We start from the raw sequence: 18,546 nt of genomic DNA on the forward strand, positions 1-18,546 counted from the left end.
GCGCTGTGATCGCATGTCAATTGCATCCACACCGCAGCAGGACGAATCTGGAAAAGACCGATGGAATCTCCAAACGGGTACGCGCCGCGGATTTACTTTTTCCATTCACTTCTCGTCGGGCCGCTCGATGCATGGCCTGCGCAGTTCGCTCACGCAGCCGGACTCGGCTTCGATCACGCGCTGATCGGCGGCATTTTCGAGCCGGGCCGGGCGGGTCACGGACAGGTGGTGGGCAACCACGGCCGGCTGCATCCGGTGTTCGAGACTCAGCAACCTGCCACGGCAGCGCTCCGCACGCTCGCGCACGCCGCCCGCCAGAACGGTCTGGCCTTGCTGGTCGATCTGGTGATCGACCGGATGGCCGCCGATGGCGTGCTGTACGCCGAACATGCCGGCTGGTTCCACCCATTCGAGTCTGAAGAGGCGCGGCTCGATCCGCGCCACGTGCATCACGAGGACAACGTCGCGTATGCCAACTTCAACGACGCCGCCAGCCGCGCTGCGCTAGTCGCCTGGTGGACGCAGCAACTGCTGGCGTTGGCCGACGCGGGGGTCGGCGGCTTCCGGTTCGATTCTCCGCATCGCGTGCCGGCCGCCGTTTGGCGGCAACTCGGCGACGCGGTTCGCGCGCAGCATCCTGAAGTGCGTTTCCTCGCCGCGACGCCGGGTCTCGCCCGTGGCGATCTGCTCGGCCTCGAAGGCGCGGGCTTCGACAGCGTGTTCTCGTCGGTGCGCTGGTGGGACTTCCGCGCCAGCTGGATGGTGGAAGAGCATGCCGCCCTCGCCCGCGTTGCCGCACCCATCGCCTTTCCCGAAGCGCCTTACGGCACCCGCCTCGCCGCCGATCTCAGCGATGCGCATGACGCCGCCATCGTCGAGCGGGCCTACCGGCGCGCACTGTTCGCGTCGGCCTCGACCGGCACCGGCTGGATGATGCCGATGGGCTTCGAATACGGCATCGCCGAGCCGATGTCGCAGACACGCGGCGACGCTGCGCAGTTCGCCCTCGCCTGCCGGTCGAAGCCATTCGATCTCTCGGAACGGATCAGCCACGCGAACGAGATGGTTCGCAATACCAAGACGCTGCACGCCAACGGCGAATTGCGCCCGCTAAGCGGGCCCGGCGCGCCCGCAGCGGTGTTGCTGCGCGCCGACACACCCGATCTGCGCGATGCCGGCGAAGCGATCCTGATCGCCATCAATCCTGAACTCGGTGCGCCTGTGCGCGTCGATCCCGCCCGCTTCCTCACGGGCGTACCGGGCAACTTCACGCGCTTCGTCCAGCTCGACGCGCCAGGGCATGCCGCGCCCGCCACGCTGACGCCGTTCACGCTCGCGCCCGGCGCAGTCAGTTTGTTCCGCGGGGTCGCCGATGAACCGATCCGTCTCGCGCCGCCGATCGACAAGGCGAGCGGCAAGCACAGCGGCCACAAGACCGTGCTCGAAGCGATCAACGCGCCGCGCGTGGCGATCGAAAGCGTGACGCCCTCGGTCGATAACGGACGCTTTCCCGCCAAGCGCTCGGTGGGCGAGCGCGCCGAAATCACCGCCGCGATCTTCGCGGAAGGTCACGACAAGATCGCCGCCGCCGTCATCTGGCGCGCCGCCGACGAAACCGCGTGGCACGAAGTGCCGATGAGCCCGGCACAACCGGCCGGCCTCGATATCTGGAAAGCGCGCATTCCGCTGGAGCGCCTCGGCCGTCACGAGTTCACGGTTATCGCATGGCGCGACGATTTCGCGTCGCTAGTCGAGCATATCCAGAAGAAGCTGAAAGCGGGCCAAACCGTCGAACTCGAACTCGAGGAAGCCGCGCATCTGTTCGCGCTGGTGCTCGCCGAGGTGGAAACCGCGGACGGCGCCGTGACCGAGCCGCTCGACCATATCGTCAAGCGCTTCACCAAGGCCGACGCCGAAACGAAGCTCGCGCTGCTACTCGAGCCGGCCACCGCGGAGGCGATAACCGCCGCGCGCCATCGCCCGTTCCTGAGCCGCGATCCAATCGTCTACAAGATCGACGCCGAACGGACCGCCGCGCGTTTCGCCAGCTGGTACGAGATCTTCCCGCGTTCGATGAGCGACGATGAATCGCGTCACGGCACCTTCGCTGACGTCATCACAAAGCTGCCGCGCATCCGCGACATGGGTTTCGACGTGCTGTACTTCCCGCCGATCCACCCGATCGGCATGGCGAACCGCAAAGGCCGCAACAACACACTGAACGCGCAACCGGGAGATGTAGGCAGCCCGTATGCGATCGGCGCGGCCGAAGGCGGTCACACCGCCGTGCATCCCGAACTCGGCACGCTCGACGACTTCAAGCAGATGCTGGCTGCCGCCCACGCGCACGGCCTCGAGATCGCACTCGACTTCGCGATCCAGTGCTCGCCGGATCACCCGTGGCTGAAGGAGCATCCGACGTGGTTCGCCTGGCGCCCCGACGGCACGCTGCGTTACGCGGAAAATCCGCCGAAGAAGTATCAGGACATCGTCAATCCCGACTTCTATGCGCACGACGCCAAGCCCGATTTGTGGCTCGCGCTACGCGACGTATTCCTGTTCTGGATCGAAGCCGGCGTGCGCATTTTCCGCGTGGACAATCCGCACACCAAGCCGCTGCCGTTCTGGGAATGGGTGATCGACGATGTGCGCTCGCGCTATCCCGACACGATCTTCCTCGCCGAAGCCTTCACGCGGCCACGCATGATGAACCGCCTCGGCAAGATCGGCTTCTCGCAGTCGTACACGTATTTCACGTGGCGCGAGTCGAAGCGCGATTTCATCGAGTACCTGACCGAGCTCACACAAACCAACGCGCGTGATTTCTACCGGCCGAATTTCTTTGTCAATACGCCGGACATCAACCCGCGGCATTTGCAGTCGTCAGGACGTTCGGGCTTTCTGATTCGGGCGGCGCTCGCGTCCACTCTCGCCGGTTTGTGGGGCGTGTATAGCGGTTTCGAATTGTGCGAGGCCGCCGCGCTGCCGAACAGCGAGGAATATCTCGACTCCGAAAAGTATCAACTGCGCGCGTGGGACTGGCACCGGCCCGGCAACATTGTCGGCGAGATCAGTGCGTTGAACCGGATTCGCCGCGCGAACCCGGCGCTGCAAACGCATCTCGGTCTCACGTTCCTCACCGCGCACAACGACAACATCCTATTCTTCGAAAAGGCGACCGAAGCACGAGACAACGTCATCCTGGTGGCGATCAATCTCGACCCGTTCAACGAACAAGGCGCGGATATCGAATTGTCGTGGGACACTTTCCATCGATGGAATCTGCACGACCATGGCGCGCTGGAAGTGACCGATCAGATGACCGGTGCGCGTTTCGAATGGCACGGCCGCTGGCAGCACATCCGGCTCGGCTCGGGCCAGCCGTTTTCGATCTGGCGCATCGCGCCGCTCGGCGGCTTGCCCGCTGAACGCCCGGATGATGCCGACAGCGACGATCACGCAGACGACGCTGGCAACCTAACCTTTTTGGAAGGTGCGACATGAAGCGTGACGATCCGGCCCAAAGCACGTCGCAGGCCCATGCGAGCACAACCGCCGGCGGCGCGGCGAAAGCGCGGACGTCGCGGCGCGGCAGACCCGCCGCGCTCAGCGACGATCCGCTCTGGTACAAAGACGCGATCATTTATCAGGTGCACATCAAGTCGTTCTTCGACGCGAACAACGACGGCGTGGGCGATTTTCCCGGCTTGATCGCGAAGCTCGATTACATCGCCGAACTCGGCGTGAATGCGATCTGGCTGCTGCCGTTCTATCCGTCGCCGCGCCGCGACGACGGCTACGACATTGCCGACTATCGCAATGTGCATCCGGACTACGGTCAGCTTTCCGACGTGAAGCGCTTCATTCAGGAAGCGCACGCACGCGGCATCCGCGTGATTACGGAGCTGGTGATCAACCACACGTCGGATCAGCACCCGTGGTTTCAGCGCGCCCGTCGCGCGAAGCCGGGGTCGAATCATCGCAACTACTATGTGTGGTCGGATACCGATCAGAAGTACCAGGAAACGCGGATCATCTTTATCGATTCGGAACCGTCGAACTGGACCCATGATCCGGTCGCGGGCGCTTACTTCTGGCACCGCTTCTATTCGCATCAGCCCGATCTGAACTTCGACAATCCGGCCGTGCTGAAAGAAGTGCTGCAAGTGATGCGCTTCTGGCTCGATATGGGCATCGACGGGCTGCGGCTCGACGCGGTGCCGTATCTGGTCGAACGCGAAGGCACCAACAACGAGAACCTGCCGGAAACGCACGCGGTGCTGAAGAAGATCCGCGCGACCATCGACGCCGAGTATCCGAACCGCATGCTGCTCGCCGAAGCGAACCAGTGGCCGGAAGACGTGAAGGAATATTTCGGCGACGAAGACGAATGCCACATGGCGTTCCACTTCCCGCTGATGCCGCGCATCTATATGTCGATCGCGAGCGAGGATCGCTTTCCGATCACCGACATCATGCGGCAGACGCCGGACCTCGCGGAAACGAACCAGTGGGCGATTTTCCTGCGCAATCACGACGAACTGACGCTCGAAATGGTGACGGATTCCGAGCGCGATTATCTTTGGAACACCTATGCGAGCGATCGACGTGCGCGGCTCAATCTCGGCATTCGCCGCCGCCTCGCACCGCTGATGGAGCGCGACCGCCGCCGCATCGAGCTGATCAATTCGCTGCTGCTGTCGATGCCCGGCACGCCTGTGATCTATTACGGCGACGAGCTCGGCATGGGCGACAACATCCACCTCGGCGACCGCGACGGCGTACGCACGCCGATGCAATGGTCGTCGGATCGCAACGGCGGGTTTTCGCGCGCCGATCCTGAACAACTGGTGCTGCCGCCGGTGATGGGTTCGTTGTACGGCTTCGACGCCGTCAATGTCGAAGCGCAAAGCCGCGACCCGCACTCGCTGTTGAACTGGACCCGGCGCATGCTCGCCACGCGCCGCGCGAAACAAACCTTCGGACGCGGCACGATCCGTTTCTTGAAGCCGGAAAACCGCAAGATTCTCGCGTATCTACGCGAAATGCCGGACGAGCCGCCGATCCTGTGCGTGGCAAATCTGTCGCGCGCACCGCAAGCGGTTGAACTCGATCTGTCTGAGTTCAACGGAACGGTGCCGATCGAAATGACCGCGGATTCCGTGTTTCCGGCGATCGGCCAGCTCACTTACCTGCTGACCTTCCCGCCGTACGGCTTCCTGTGGTTCATGTTGTGCCCGGGCAGCCAGCGTCCGACATGGGCGCAGGCGCATTCGGAGCCGCTACCGGAATTCGTCACCATCGTGATCCGCGAGGGCCAGGTCGGCCCGACACCGGAGAACGTGCGCCTGCTCGAATCCGAAGTGCTGCCGTCGTGGTTAAGCCGGCGCCGCTGGTTTGCCTCGAAGGATCAGAAGATGCATGCAGTGCGCCTCGCCGCGTTGACGACGATCCCCAACGGCGGCTTCGCGTTCACCGAGATCGAAGCGGACGTGGGCGATCATACTGAACGGTACGTCGTGCCAATCGCAATCACGTGGGGCGGCGAAACCACGACGCCGCTGTTTATGCAACTGGCACTCGCGCGCGTGCGCCGTGGCCGCAACGTCGGCCACTTGACCGACGCGTTTGCACTGCCGATCTTCGCGCATGGCGTATTGCGCAAGCTGCGCGAACGCGCTGTTTTTCCGACCGTACAGAAGAGCGAAATCAGGTTCATACCGACCGAACGTTTCTCCGAACTCGATGATCTCGGTGAGCGGCCCGAGGTCCGCTGGCTGGCGGCCGAGCAAAGCAACAGCTCGCTGATCATTGCCGATGCCGCGGTGCTCAAACTCGTGCGGCGTCTGGTGAGCGGCATTCATCCGGAAGCGGAAATCAGCCGTTATTTGACCCAGCTCGGCTACGCGAACACTGCGCCGCTGTATGGTGAAGTGGTGCGCGTCGATCCCGAAGGCGTGCCGCATACACTCGCAATCTTGCAAGGCTATATCGACAATCAGGGAGACGCCTGGAACTGGTCGCTCGACTATCTGCGCCGCTCGGTGGACGAACTCGCCATCGCCGTCGATACGGAAGCGCAAGCGGCGGACCGCGACGACGAAGCGATTCTCATGGAAGGCTACAGCGCGTTGGCCGGCACCATCGGCAAGCGGTTGGGTGAATTGCACGTGGCGCTCGCGTCGCCCTCCGACGACCCGGCGTTCGCGCCGGAACCCGCCAGCGCCAAACAGGTGAAGGCGTGGGTCGACGGCACGCAATCGATGCTCGCCAGCGCGCTCGATCTGCTCGCGCCGCGCATCGAGCAGATGAGCGACCCGGACACCCAGGCATTGGCGCAAAGCCTGATCGACCGCCGCGCCGCGCTCGTTAAAGCCGTCAACAAGCTGGTCTCCGGCGACGCGGGGGCGTTGCGCACGCGCATTCACGGTGACTTCCATCTGGGCCAGGTGCTGGTCGCGCAGGGCGACGCGTATCTGATCGACTTCGAAGGCGAGCCCGCACGCACGTTGGAGGAGCGGCGCCAGAAATCGAGCCCGTTGCGCGACGTGGCCGGTTTGATGCGCTCACTGTCCTATGCGAGCGCCGCGGCGCAGTCCACGATGGAAAGCGCGCCGCCGCAGACCGCCGATCGCAAGCGCACGCTCTTCGAGCGTTTCCGCGCGCACGCGACCGATGCGTTCCTGAAGGAATACCGCGCAGCCGTCGCGGATTCGCCGACGCCGCTGGTGGCGCCCGAAGCCGAACAGGCCTTGCTCGATCTGTTCCTGATCGAGAAAGCCGCCTACGAAATCCGTTACGAAGCGGCCAATCGTCCGACGTGGCTCAGTTTGCCGGTACGCGGCCTCGCCGCGCTCACCAGCCGGCTGCTTGGCGACACCGGCCACTCGCAGCACGATCCATCAACCCACGCATCGCCTGATCCGGCCGAGGGCGACTATGAGTGAGCATGATCCGGCCGCAGGCCTCCAACCGCTGGATATCGACGCGCTCATTGAAGCGCGTCATCCCGATCCTTTCTCACAGCTCGGCATGCATCAGACGGATACGGGTCCGGTGGTGCGCGCGCTGTTGCCCAACGCCTCGCATGTCACTGTGATTTCCCGCGCGGATGGCTCCACGCTCGGCGAACTAGAACAACTCAGGCAGGGGCTGTTTGCCGGTCGCGTCACGTCGGTGGCGCCCTATCGCCTGCGCATCGATTGGCACGGCACGGTGCAGGAAATCGAGGACACGTATTCGTTCGGCCCCATTCTCGGCGACGAGCCGTTGGGACGTCTCGCCGGCGGCGACCCATACGCGGTGCTCGAATGCCTCGGCTCGCGCCCGATGGAAGTGGCCGGCGTGCCAGGCGTGCGCTTTGCCGTATGGGCGCCGAACGCGCGGCGCGTGTCGGTGGTCGGTGACTTCAATTCGTGGGACGGGCGCCGCCATCCGATGCGGCTGCGTCATCAGGCCGGTGTATGGGAATTGTTTGTGCCGCGCGTCGGCCCGGGCACGCGCTACAAGTACGAAATGCTTGCCCGTGACGGCCATCCGCTGCCGCTAAAAGCCGATCCGTGCGCCATGCAAACGGAAAAGCCGCCAGGCACTGCGTCGGTGGTCGCGCATGTCGACGAGATCGAGCAGTTTGCGTGGACCGACCACGACTGGATTCAGTCGCGCGCCGCCAAACAAACCCCGCGCGCACCGATCTCGATCTACGAAGTGCATGCCGAATCGTGGCTGCGTGTCGCCGAAGAAGGTCAGCGCGGCCTCACCTGGGAAGAACTCGCCGAGCGGCTGATTCCTTACGTGAAAAGCATGGGCTTCACGCACGTCGAATTCATGCCGATTGCCGAGCATCCGTTCGGCGGTTCGTGGGGCTATCAGCCGCTCGGACAGTTCGCGCCATCCGCGCGCTTCGGCAAGCCCGAACAATTCGCCATGTTCGTCGACAAGGCGCACGAGGCCGGCCTCGGCGTGATTCTCGACTGGGTGCCGGCGCACTTTCCGAACGACGCGCATGGCCTGGTCGACTTCGACGGCACGCCGCTCTACGAGCATGCCGATCCGCGCGAAGGCTATCACCAGGACTGGAACACGATGATCTACAACCTCGGCCGCAACGAGGTGAGCGCGTTCCTGGTGGCATCGGGCCTCGCATGGTTGAAGCGCTATCACGTCGACGGCCTGCGCGTGGATGCGGTCGCCTCGATGCTGTATCGCGACTATTCGCGCGAGCCCGGTGAGTGGGTGCCGAATATCTACGGCGGGCGCGAAAATCTTGAATCGATCGCGTTTCTGAAGCGGCTGAATCATGAAGTCGGCTATGTGCCGGGCGTACCGGGCGCGATCACGATCGCAGAAGAATCGACCGCGTGGCCAGGCGTGACGGCGCGGGTCGAAGACGGCGGCCTCGGCTTCCAGTTCAAGTGGAACATGGGCTGGATGCACGACACGCTGCACTACATGGAAGAGGACCCGATCCACCGCCAATACCACCACCACATGATGACGTTTGGGATGGTGTACGCGTATTCCGAACGCTTCGTGCTGCCGCTCTCGCACGACGAGGTGGTGCACGGCAAAGGCTCGCTGCTCGGCAAGATGCCCGGCGACCGGTGGCAGAAGTTCGCCAACCTTCGCGCGTACTTCGGCTTCATGTGGACGCATCCCGGCAAGAAGCTGCTGTTCATGGGCGGCGAATTCGGCCAGATGGCCGAGTTCAACCACGACACGTCACCACACTGGCATCTGCTCGACGATCCGAACCATCACGGCGTGCAGAAGCTCGTGCGCGACCTGAACCATCTGTACAACGAGGAGCCTGCGCTACATCGGCTCGACAGCGAGCCGGGCGGCTTCCAATGGCTGGTCGGCGACGACAGCGGCAACAGCGTGTACGCCTACCGCCGCACCGATGGCGAGGGCCGCGAACTCGTCGTCGTGTGCAATATGACGCCGGTGCCTCGGGTCGGATACCGGATCGGCATGCCGCGCGGCGGCCGCTGGGTGGAAGTGCTGAATACGGATGCCGGCGTATACGGCGGCTCGAACATGGGCAACGGCGGGCTGATCCATACCGACAACATCCCAAGCCACGGCTGGCCGAATTCCGCTGCGCTGACGTTGCCGCCTTTGGCGACGATCGTTTTACGCGCGGATTGAGGGATGGGTTGTAAGGCGAGCGCGCGGCCAGAAGGCCGCGCGCTCGTCGCATGAAGTCCCACGATAGCGTTCATAAAACAGAACAAGGAAGGGGAATCATGTCGCATGCAATGCCCGACCGGCTTCTGCCCGGTTCGCCCTATCCGCTCGGCGCCAGCTGGGATGGCCTCGGCGTCAATTTTGCGGTGTTCTCGGCGAATGCGCAGAAAATCGAGCTTTGCTTGTTCGATCCCACCGGTCGCAAGGAACTCAGGCGCTTCACGCTGCCCGAATGCACGGACGAAGTCTGGCACGGCTATTTGCCCAACGCGCACCCCGGCACGGCGTACGGCTTTCGTGCGCATGGGCCGTATCAGCCGCAGCATGGGCATCGCTTCAATCCGCACAAGCTGTTGCTCGATCCGTATGCACGCAAACTGGTCGGGCAGTTTCGCTGGTCCGACGCGCTGTTCGGCTATCGCGTGCATTCGAATCGTGCCGATCTTTCGATCGACCGCCGCGATTCGGCGCCGGCCATGCCGAAGTGCGTCGTGATCGACGAAGCCTTCGACTGGTCGCACGACAAGCGCCCGAATGTGCCGTGGGGCGAAACCATCATCTACGAGGCGCATGTGCGCGGCGTGTCGATGTTGCGCCCCGATTTGCGCCAGCACGAACGCGGCACGTTCGCTGCGCTGACCTCACCGGAATTCATCGAGCATTTGCTGAAGCTCGGCGTGACCGCCGTCGAATTGCTGCCCGTGCATGCGTTTCTGAACGACCGCTTTCTGGTGGAGCGCGGCTTGCGCAATTACTGGGGTTACAACACCGCGGCATTTTTTGCACCGGATCCGTCGTATCTGAGCACGCACCGGCTCGACGAAATGCGTATCGCCGTGCGTCAGTTGCACGCAGCCGGCATCGAAGTGATTCTCGACGTGGTCTACAACCACACCTGCGAGGGCAACGAGATGGGGCCAACCGTCTCGTGGCGCGGCCTCGACAATGCGAGCTACTACCGCCTGATTCCCGGCGACGAACGCCACCATATCAACGACACCGGCTGCGGCAATACTGTGAACCTGCCGCATCCGCGTGTACTGCAGATGGTGACGGATTCGCTGCGTTACTGGTCGACGAAGTTCAATATCGACGGCTTCCGTTTCGATCTCGGCGTAACGCTCGGCCGCGAGCAACACGGTTTCGATCCCGGCTCCGGTTTCTTCGACGCATTGCGCCAGGACCCGATCCTGTCGCAACGCAAGCTGATTTCCGAGCCATGGGACATCGGCCCAGGCGGTTACCAACTCGGCAATCATCCGCCAGGGTTCGCCGAATGGAACGACCGTTTCCGCGACACGGTACGCCGCTTCTGGCGTGGTGACGCGGGCCTGCGCCCCGATCTCGCCGCGCGTCTGACCGGTTCCGCCGATCTGTTCAACCGGCGTTTCAGGAAACCGTGGGCATCGGTCAACTTTGTCACGTCGCATGACGGCTTTACGCTTGCCGATGTCGCCGCGTACGAGCACAAGCATAACGAGGCCAATCAAGAAGACAACAATGACGGTCACAATGAAAACTGCAGTCGCAATTGGGGCGTAGAAGGCCCGACCGACGATCCGGTCATCCTCGAAACCCGCAAGCGCGTGGCCCGCTCGCTGATCGCCACGCTGCTGATGGCGCTCGGCACGCCCATGATGCTGGCTGGCGACGAATCGCTGCGCACGCAGAATGGCAACAACAATGCGTACTGCCAGGATAACGAACTATCATGGCTCGACTGGGAGCGCGCGGAGTCGCTCGACGCCCGACAGATGACCGCCTTCGTCGCGCGCGTGATCGCGCTGCGCAAACAGCATCCGCTGCTTCGCGAAACGCGTTTTCTGTTCGGCGACCGCGAAGTGCTGCCGGGCCTGTTCGATGTCGGCTGGTTCGATGAACACGGCGATCCGCTTACCATCGAAGCCTGGCAGGATCCTGAAGGCCGCGCGTTCACGCTGCGTCGTGCGGGCCCAGGCTTGAATGGCGAAACGGAAGTATTGTTGATGATGCTCAACGCCGCGGAGGAAATGCTGCGTTTCGCGCCGCCCGCGCCACACCTGGAATGGCATGTTCTGCTAGACACTGCTGAGCCGGAAAGCGCGTCGCACCGGTTGGCGGTGCCAGAGGTCGAAGTGGCCGCGCATAGTCTCGTGATACTGGCGGCGCAACCCGTCGGCGAAGCGGATTGGCAGGCGGGCTGGAAGGCCGGCGCGCAGCACGGGCCGCGGCTGTTGACCGCGCTGCCGCCCGATCCGGGTGCGCATCCGCCGAGCGGCGATACGTCGCCGACCACGTAGGCGAGAAGCAAAACCGAATGGTGATGAATCATGTCCGAAAGTCCGATTGATCCCCACGCGCATCATCACGCGCATTGCCTGCCGTTCAGCGCGCAGTTGCTGGGCGCTACGGGCGCGAAGCCGCGCACCCGGTTCCGTTTCTGGGCGCCTTCGTGCAAGACAGTACAGGTGGAAATCGAAAACGGACCGGCCCAAGGCGCGCACGACATGACGTCCACCGGCAACGGCTGGTTCGAAACAACCGTCGACGGCGGCGCGGGCACGCTGTATCGCTTCCGGCTCGATGGCGAGCAGGCGGTGCCCGATCCTGCGTCGCGCTTCCAGCCGCAAGACGTGCACGGCCCGAGCGAAGTGATCGACCCGCGCGCGTATCGCTGGGAACATACGAACTGGCACGGCCGCCCGTGGGAAGAAACGGTGTTGTACGAGTTGCACGTCGGCGCGATGGGCGGTTATGCGGGCGTACAGAAACGTCTGCCCGCGCTGGTCGCACTCGGCGTGACGGCCATCGAATTGATGCCGTTGAACGACTTTCCCGGCAAGCACAATTGGGGCTACGACGGCGTGCTGCCGTATGCGCCCGATTCCGCGTACGGTCGCCCCGAAGAACTGAAAGCGCTGATCGACGCCGCGCACGGCCTCGGCCTGATGGTATTTCTCGACGTGGTCTACAACCACTTCGGACCGGACGGCAATTATCTGCACGAATACGCCCGCTCGTTTTTCCGTGAAGGCACGCACACGCCGTGGGGCCCCGCGATCGATTTCGACCGCAGTGAAGTGAGTGACTTCTTCATCGACAACGCCATCTACTGGATTAACGAATATCGCATCGACGGCCTGCGTTTCGATGCGGTGCATGCCATCGACAATCATGCGTGGCTGCGCGAATTGTCCGACCATATCCGCGCGAAAGTGCAGCACGGGCGGCATGTGCATCTGGTGCTGGAAAACGAGCACAACAGTGCGAGCCTGCTGGAAACGCATTTCGACGCGCAATGGAACGACGACGCGCATAACACGCTGCATGTTCTGCTGACGGGCGAAACCGAAGGCTATTACCACGCCTATGAAGATCAGCCGATCCGCCGCCTCGCGCGCGTGTTGTCGGAAGGCTTCGCGTATCAGGGCGACCCGTCGCCGATTCACGACGGCGAGCCGCGTGGCGAATCGAGCAAGCATCTGCCGCCCGCCTCGTTCGTGATGTTCTTGCAGAATCACGATCAGATCGGCAATCGCGCATTCGGCGAGCGCCTGCGCAAGCTGACGTCGGACGATGCCTTGCGTGCCGCCACCGGTTTGTTGCTGCTGTCGCCGCAAATCCCCATGCTGTTCATGGACGAGGAATACGGCTCGACCCAGCCGTTCCTTTTCTTCACCGACTACACCGGCGAGCTCGCCGACGCCGTGCGCGAAGGACGGCGCCGCGAATTCGCACGCTTTTCGGCGTTCAGCGACGAACAGCGTCGCGCGCAGATTCCCGATCCGAACGACGTGAAAACCTTTGCGGCCTCCTCACCGCCAGAGCCTGTTCAAGGCTCCGCTGCGGATGACAACGCGAAAGACCGCCTCGACTGGATGCACTTCTACAAATCCGCGCTCGCGGTGCGGGCGAAGCTGATTACACCGCGCCTGAAACATTCCAAAGCGCTCGGCTCGACCGTACTGAGCGCCGCAAACGGCGACGACGCCAATGCGCTGATCGCCCGCTGGAAACTCTGCGACGGCGAAACCTTGTCGATCGCGTTGAATCTCTCGAAGGAGAACGTGGCGTTCCCCGATCTGCCCGCCGGCAAAGTGATTTTCGAAACGCCGCCGCGCGTGCGCGAGCAGGTCGACGCCAAGATGTTGCCGTCGTATGCGTTTGTCGCGTGGATGACCGGCGACGTCTGCGACTATGCCATCGGCCACGATGCTCGCATCGTGAGCCAACAGGAGCGCCACGCGTGAGTGCTACCCGCCGTTCAAACGATACGATCGTTACCCTTGCCACGCGCGCCGGCTTCGAGGTCGAGTGGCGGGATGCGCACCATACGACGCAGCATGTGCCGGAGAGCACGCTCGCCGTGCTGCTCGAACGGATGGGTTTGCCATGCGGTAACGCCACGCAAATCCGGCACAGCGCGGCCGCGCTCGAAGCCGAACTGTCCGGCCGCAAACTGCCGCCACTGATGACCGCGGAGGTCGAGCGCGGCATCGCGCTGCCTGCCGCGGCGATCAAATCCGGCAGTCACTATCGGATCGAACTCGAAAGCGGCTCGATCATCGACGGCCGCTTCACGGCGCCTAAGGGCGAGGAAGCGTTGCTCTCACCGATCGACGAGCCCGGCTATCACACGCTGGTGATCAACGAGCAACACATGACATTGGCCGTGGCGCCGTCACGCTGCTATACCGTCGCGGATGCATGGCGCACGCTGCACGACGGCGCCACGGCGCAAACGCCGCCGCTGTGGGGCATTGCCGCGCAGTTGTACGGCTTGCGCCGCTCGGGCGATGGCGGCATCGGCGACTATACGGCCCTCGCGCAGATGGCTATTGAAAGTGCGAAGCGTGGCGCGCATGCGCTCGCCGTCAGTCCGACGCACGCGATGTTCAGCGCCGAGCCGAATCGTTTCAGTCCGTATTCGCCGTCGTCGCGTTTGTGGCTGAACGTCACGCATATCGATCCTGCTGCGGTGTTCGGCGCGGACGCCGCGCGCGCCGCGCTCGAGGCCGCGCAAGCCACCGATGCATGGTCGGCACTCGAAGACTTGCCGCTGATCGACTGGCCGAACGCGGTCGTGCTGAAGCTGAAGGTTTTACGCGTGCTGTACGAGAACTTCTGCGCCCAGGAACGCGCGCACGACACGCCGCGCGCGCTCGAATTTCATGGCTTCTGCGAACGTGCCGGCCGCGCGCTCGAAGATCACGCGCGTTTCGAAGCGCTGCGGGCGGTGCAGTTGGCTCAAGCGGGCGGCAATGGCCACTGGCGCAACTGGCCTGAGGCGTTGCGCGATCCGCGCAGCCCGGAAGTTGAAGCCTTTGCCGAAGCGCATCGGCATGAGGTCGATTTTCATCTGTTTCTGCAATGGCTCGCCGCCAAGGGTCTGTCGCACGCGCAGCATGCAGCGACCGATGCCGGCATGGCCGTCGGCCTGATCGCCGACTTGGCCGTTGGGTGCGATAGTGCCGGTAGCCATGCATGGTCGTACCGCGACGACATGCTGCAAGGCATTTCAGTAGGCGCACCGCCCGATCTGTTCAACCAGGCCGGCCAGGCGTGGGGACTCACCACCTTCTCGCCGCGCGCGATGCGCGCGCTGGGCTTCTCCGCATTTATCGACATGCTGCGCGCAGCGTTCGCGCATGCGGGCGGCATCCGCATCGACCACATTCTCGGCTTGCGGCGCCTATGGCTCGTGCCCGAAGGCGAGAGCGCGCGTAACGGCGCCTATCTGCGCTATCCGCTCGAAGACTTGCTGCGGCTGATCGCGCTCGAATCGTGGCGGCATCGTGCGATCGTGATCGGCGAAGACCTCGGCACCGTGCCGCCCGGTTTTCGCGAGCGGCTCAACGAGCATGGTCTCGCCGGCATTCGCGTGCTGTGGTTCGAAGGCGCGGAGGGCGGCAAGGGCTTCAAGCCGCCGCACGCGTGGGACCGCAACGCTGTCGGCACCACGACCACCCATGATTTGCCGACCGTGGCGGGCTGGTGGCGCGGCAGCGACATTACGTGGCGCAACAGGATTGGTCAGACGATGGCACGCGCCGATGGCCGCGACGCGGAGCAAGTGGCGCAGGAAGAACGCGCCGCCGATCGCGCTCTGTTATGGCGCGCGTTCCAGCAAGCCGGCGTCGCCGTGCCAGACGTGGAAGCGCCGCCGCCCGACGAGGCGCCCGTGGATGAAGCGCTCGCCTTCGTCGCCGCTACGCCCGGGCCGCTCGTCATTTTCCCGCTTGAAGATTTGCTCGCGCTCGTCGAGCAGCCGAATCTGCCCGGCTCGATCGACGAGCATCCGAACTGGCGCCGCCGCGTGAGCTTGCCCGTCGACGAGTTGTTCGAGGACGACACCTTCAGCGATCGCCTGCTGGCCGTCGACCGCGCGCGCCGCGGCGCAACGGTTCCTGCTTCTTCTTCCAATGCTTCTTCGGAGCCTGATACGCCATGACCGTCCCGCGCTCCACGCTTCGCCTCCAGTTCCATCGAGGCTTTACCTTCGACGATGCCGCGAAGCATGTCGACTACTTCGCCGCGCTCGGCATCAGTCACGTGTACGCGTCGCCCATCACCACCGCTGAGCCGGGCTCGACGCACGGCTACGATACGGTCGACTACACCCAGGTCAACGCCGAATGCGGCGGCGAGGCGGGCCTGAAACGCCTCGTCGATAAACTGCACGCGCACAACATGGGGCTGATCGTCGACGTGGTGCCGAACCATATGGGCGTCGGCGGCTCGAGCAACGCATGGTGGCTCGATATCCTCGAATGGGGCCGGCACAGCGCGTACGCGCGCCATTTCGATGTCGACTGGCATTCGCCCGATCCGGCCTTGCGCGGCAAAGTGCTGGCGCCGACACTCGGCGCGCCGTACGGCGAAGAACTCGCGGCAGGCCGGATTGCGCTGCATTTTGCGGCCGACAGTGGGCGCTTTTATATCGGCTATGGGCCACATATGTTTCCGGTGTGCCCAACCGACTACGCGGCGATTCTGCAAAGCGCCGACCGCGCCGATCTCAGCGCACTGGCCGAACGTTTCCAGGGCCTGACGACGCAGCCGGCCGATCAGCCGCGCGCCGCCGAAGGACGCGACATGCTGCGCGAGTTCGTCGCGCAAAACGGCGCCTCGGCTATCGAGTTCGTGCTGGAAGCGTATGCGCCCGAAGATCCGGTGACGCGTGACCGGTTGCATCGATTGATCGAACGGCAGCACTTCCGTCTCGCGTGGTGGCGCACCGCTTCGGACGAAGTGAACTGGCGGCGTTTCTTCGACATATCGGCGCTGGCGGGCGTGCGCGTGGAGCGGCCCGAAGTGTTCGAGGCCGTGCATGCGCTGGTTTTCCGTCTGTATCAGGAGGGCGTGGTGGACGGTTTGCGGATCGACCACGTGGACGGTCTGGCTGAACCGCGTGAGTACTGTCAGCGTCTGCGGCAGCGCCTCACCGAATTGCGCGACACCGCGCCGTATGTGGTCGTCGAGAAAATTCTCGGCCGCGGCGAACCACTGCGCGACGATTGGCCCGTGGACGGCACGACCGGCTACGATTTCATGAACGACGTGGGCGCACTGCTGCACGACCCGGCCGGCGCCGAGCCGCTCGCGCAGACGTGGGCCGAACTCACCGGCCGCAGCCCGCGTTTCACCGACGAGGCCTTGGCCGCGCGACGCAAGATTGTCGCGGAGAACCTCTCGGCGGAACTAGACCGTGCAGCGCGTGCGTTGCATCGCATTGCCCGCGATTCGCTGACGACGCGCGATTTCACCTTCACCGCGCTGCGGCGCGTGCTGACCGAACTGGTCGTGCACTTTCCTGTGTATCGGATCTATCCACAGAACGGGCTGCGCAGCGCGGCCGATAACGTGTATTTCGAGCAGGCGCTGGCGGGCGCGAGACAAACGCTTTCGCGCGCGGCCTATGTGGTGCTCGACCGCGTGAACGCGTGGCTTGGCGGCAGCGCCGAAGAGGTGCCGAACGCACGCGGCAATGCGCAATCGCAGCAGCAGGGGCCGAATGGCGCACCGCCGAGTCATGCAGGTTCGGCACGACGCACCGCGCAGACGCTGTTTTCGCAATTGACCGCGCCGGTCGCCGCGAAAGCGATCGAAGATACGGCGTGCTATCGCTATGGGCGTTTGCTGTCACGCAACGAAGTCGGCTCGGACCCGGGCGAGTTTGCTTTGTCGGTCGGGCAATTCCATGCGGCGAATCTGGAGCGCTCGCAGCGCTTTCCTCACGCGATGCTCGCCACGGCCACGCACGATCACAAGCGTGGCGAAGACGTGCGCGCGCGGCTTGCGGTGTTGAGCGAAATCGCTGACGAGTGGAGTACCAGGTTACGCGCGTGGTCGACGTTGAATGCGCCGCATCGCCGCGCCGTCGACGGTAAGCCGATCAGCAGCGTCAGCCACGACACAAGCTACGATTGGGCGCCAGGCCCCGCCGCCGAAGCGATGCTGTATCAGACGCTGGTGGGCTGCTGGCCACCGGACTTAAAGCCGGACGATGAAGCCGGCGTCAAGGCACTGGCCGAGCGCGTCGCGCAATGGCAATTGAAGGCGCTGCGGGAAGCGAAGCTGCAGACCAACTGGCTCGCACCCGACGAAGCCTATGAGGCCGGCTGCCGCGATTTCCTGTTCGATATCCTGGCGCCGCAGCGGCGCGATGGGTTCTTGCGCGAGTTGTCCACGTTCGTGGCGCGGGTTGGGCGCGCGGGTGCTCTCAATAGTTTGCAGCAGACGGTGTTGCGGCTGGCGTCGCCTGGGATTCCCGATCTTTATCAGGGCACTGAGTTGTGGGACTTCAGTCTGGTCGATCCGGACAATCGCCGGCCCGTCGATTTCGCCAAACGTGAGGCGTGGCTGACACACACACCGCCTTCGGAGTTTCTGGCGAGCTGGCGCGATGGTCGGGTGAAGCTCGCGGTGGTGCAACGCGTGCTGGCGTTGCGTGCGCATTTGCCGGAGTTGCTGAGTCAGAGCGCATATCTGCCGCTCGAGGTGCGCGGTGCGCATGCGTCGAATGTGATCGCGTTTGCACGGCGGCATGGGAATGCGTGGGCTGTGGTGGTGGCGAGCCGGCTTGCTGCCGGCTTGCTTGGCCAAGACGGCGATTTGCCGATGATCGATCCGGATAAATGGGGCGATACGGCAATCGAAATGCCTGCGGATCTGGCCGCGCGGGCGCTGTTCGACTGGTTGAGTCCGGCGGCGCCTAAGGTCGATGACAACGGCTTGCTGTATCTGCGCGATGCGTTGGGCGCGATGCCTATCGCGGTGTTGGTGGAGGACGGCGTGCCACGCAGTTGATCCGCGATTTTTAGAAGATCTTTTGAAGATCGCATACAGAGCGATGTTTCAGTGGACCTTAGACGGACT

7 protein-coding genes are annotated in these 18,546 nt (G+C 63.9%); all 7 read left to right on the forward strand.

The genetic code is table 11. The features are described 5' to 3' along the window. Nucleotides 1-60 precede the first annotated feature (60 nt). The 7 genes from GNZ13_RS01185 (at nucleotide 61) to treY (ending at nucleotide 18,477) form a co-directional block, all read left to right on the forward strand. A complete protein-coding gene (locus GNZ13_RS01185; protein WP_172159738.1) occupies nucleotides 61-3,504 on the forward strand; it encodes a maltotransferase domain-containing protein in 3,444 nt (1,147 codons plus the stop codon). After that, on the forward strand, nucleotides 3,501-6,947 hold the full coding sequence (gene treS, locus GNZ13_RS01190; RefSeq protein ID WP_172159740.1) for a maltose alpha-D-glucosyltransferase: 3,447 nt from the start codon (nucleotides 3,501-3,503) through the stop codon (nucleotides 6,945-6,947). Before GNZ13_RS01185 ends, treS begins: the two co-directional genes overlap by 4 nt. Further along, nucleotides 6,940-9,150 (forward strand): 1,4-alpha-glucan branching protein GlgB, encoded by a 2,211-nt coding sequence (gene glgB, locus GNZ13_RS01195; protein WP_172159742.1) that lies wholly within the window; start codon nucleotides 6,940-6,942, stop codon nucleotides 9,148-9,150. The genes treS and glgB overlap by 8 nt, the downstream gene beginning before the upstream one ends. A gap of 98 nt (nucleotides 9,151-9,248) precedes the next feature. Beyond that, nucleotides 9,249-11,468: a glycogen debranching protein GlgX gene (gene glgX, locus GNZ13_RS01200; RefSeq protein WP_172159744.1), complete on the forward strand. Its 2,220-nt coding sequence runs from the start codon at nucleotides 9,249-9,251 to the stop codon at nucleotides 11,466-11,468. 30 nt (nucleotides 11,469-11,498) lie between these two features. Then, complete coding sequence (gene treZ, locus GNZ13_RS01205) at nucleotides 11,499-13,418, forward strand: malto-oligosyltrehalose trehalohydrolase (RefSeq protein WP_172159746.1); 1,920 nt, start codon at nucleotides 11,499-11,501, stop codon at nucleotides 13,416-13,418. Further along, complete coding sequence (gene malQ / locus GNZ13_RS01210; protein ID WP_172159748.1) at nucleotides 13,415-15,619, forward strand: 4-alpha-glucanotransferase; 2,205 nt, start codon at nucleotides 13,415-13,417, stop codon at nucleotides 15,617-15,619. Before treZ ends, malQ begins: the two co-directional genes overlap by 4 nt. Continuing rightward, nucleotides 15,616-18,477 carry a malto-oligosyltrehalose synthase gene (gene treY, locus GNZ13_RS01215; RefSeq protein ID WP_172159750.1) on the forward strand — a complete coding sequence of 954 codons (2,862 nt, stop codon included), beginning with the start codon at nucleotides 15,616-15,618 and terminating at the stop codon, nucleotides 18,475-18,477. The genes malQ and treY overlap by 4 nt, the downstream gene beginning before the upstream one ends. Nucleotides 18,478-18,546: the final 69 nt, after the last annotated feature.

Source organism: Paraburkholderia elongata, from assembly GCF_013177735.1.
In the GTDB taxonomy this organism is placed as follows: Bacteria; Pseudomonadota; Gammaproteobacteria; order Burkholderiales; family Burkholderiaceae; genus Paraburkholderia; species Paraburkholderia elongata.